Annotated in this window: 2 protein-coding genes; both read left to right on the forward strand. The window is 36.4% G+C overall.

Translation table 11 applies throughout. The annotated features are described in order from the left end of the window. Positions 1-284 (forward strand): hypothetical protein (locus AC1DQW_RS27570; RefSeq protein WP_477456999.1); only part of this gene is annotated, 284 nt, incomplete at its 5' end. Positions 285-363: 79 nt separating this feature from the next. Next, a partial coding sequence (locus tag AC1DQW_RS27575) for a DegT/DnrJ/EryC1/StrS family aminotransferase (RefSeq protein WP_477457000.1) occupies positions 364-1,538 on the forward strand: 1,175 nt, incomplete at its 3' end.

The raw sequence follows: 1,538 nt of genomic DNA on the forward strand, positions 1-1,538 counted from the left end.
GATTTGGTTTCAACTGGATTCCCGTACAGTTATCAGAGGTTGAACCTAAAACAAAAAACACATGGACTTTTAACTACCATCCCGAAACCTGCACAAATAAAGGCTTTCGTGATCTTGAAATTTTTATGGCAAGGTACCATGAGAATTTTGTTTCTCTTGATGATTTATCATTTGGGAACTATACATGGAAAGAAAGCATTATGGAAAAGTATTGCATTTACAAACGTCTTGTACGCGATTTTATCGATAGTATAGTCGCCATTTTCGAAAAAATACCCGCCTGATTTTCTTTGAGTCTTCAATCCGGGTTATTATCGATTTTATAAAATCTAACTAAACCTTTCATTTATTTAATATAACACCATGAAAATTCCTTTTTCACCACCCTATATTGATCAATCGGTTATCAATGAAGTTGTTAATACGCTTAATTCAAAATGGATTACTACCGGGCCAAAGGTAGCAGCACTTGAAAATGAGATGGTAGAATTTACTTCATCAGATGCGGCCATATGTGTTAATTCATGGACATCGGGCGCTATACTGATGCTAAAGTGGTTTGGGGTAAAAGAAGGTGATGAGGTTATTATACCGGCTTATACTTATTGTGCTACGGCCTTGTGTGTATTACATTGCGGTGCCATACCGGTGATGGTTGATGTTGATAATGATTTTTGCATATCACCTAAAGCAGTACTCAAAGCAATAACTTCCAAAACAAAAGCAATAATTGCCGTTGATTTTGCCGGATGGCCCTGCAATTATGATGAGTTAAACAAGATAATTTGCAAGCCCGAAATAAATGACCTGTTTATAGCCGCATCTCACAAACAAGAAGCTTTAGGCAGGATACTTTTAATTGCAGATGCTGCTCATTCGCTGGGTGCAACAATAAACGGTGTTGCAGCTGCAAAAAAAAGTGATATAACTATATTTTCTTTTCATGCAGTTAAAAATATAACAACAGCCGAGGGGGGGTGCATATGTTTAAATCTGCCGCCGAATTTTGATACAGCTGTAGAATTGCGTTATTTAAAAATGTACACACTAAACGGGCAAACAAAAGATGCTTTTTCCAAATCAACAGGAGGGGGCTGGAAATATGATATTCTTTTCCAGGGGCTGAAAATCAATATGCCGGATATTTGTGCTGCAATTGGATTAGCACAGATTAAGAAATATCTATCAGAGCTTCTGCCGCTACGAAAACTGATTGCATTAAAGTATTGTAAGGGCTTCAGAAAAATGAACTGGTTTATTGCCCCAACGTTAATGGATGGCAATCGCGAATCATCATACCACCTTTTTGCATTGAGAATTAAAGGTATATCGGAGTTTCAACGCGACAATATCATTGATGATATTACGAGTAAGGGTGTAGCCGTTAATGTTCATTTTATACCATTACCTATGTTGACTTTGTTTAAAGACTTAGGTTATCAAATAAATGATTATCCATCTGCTTATTTACAATACGCCAATGAAATCTCGTTACCAATTTACCCGCAACTTCAAAATGATGAGATTGATTTTATTAT

This window comes from Mucilaginibacter sp. P5_A4, from assembly GCF_056400605.1.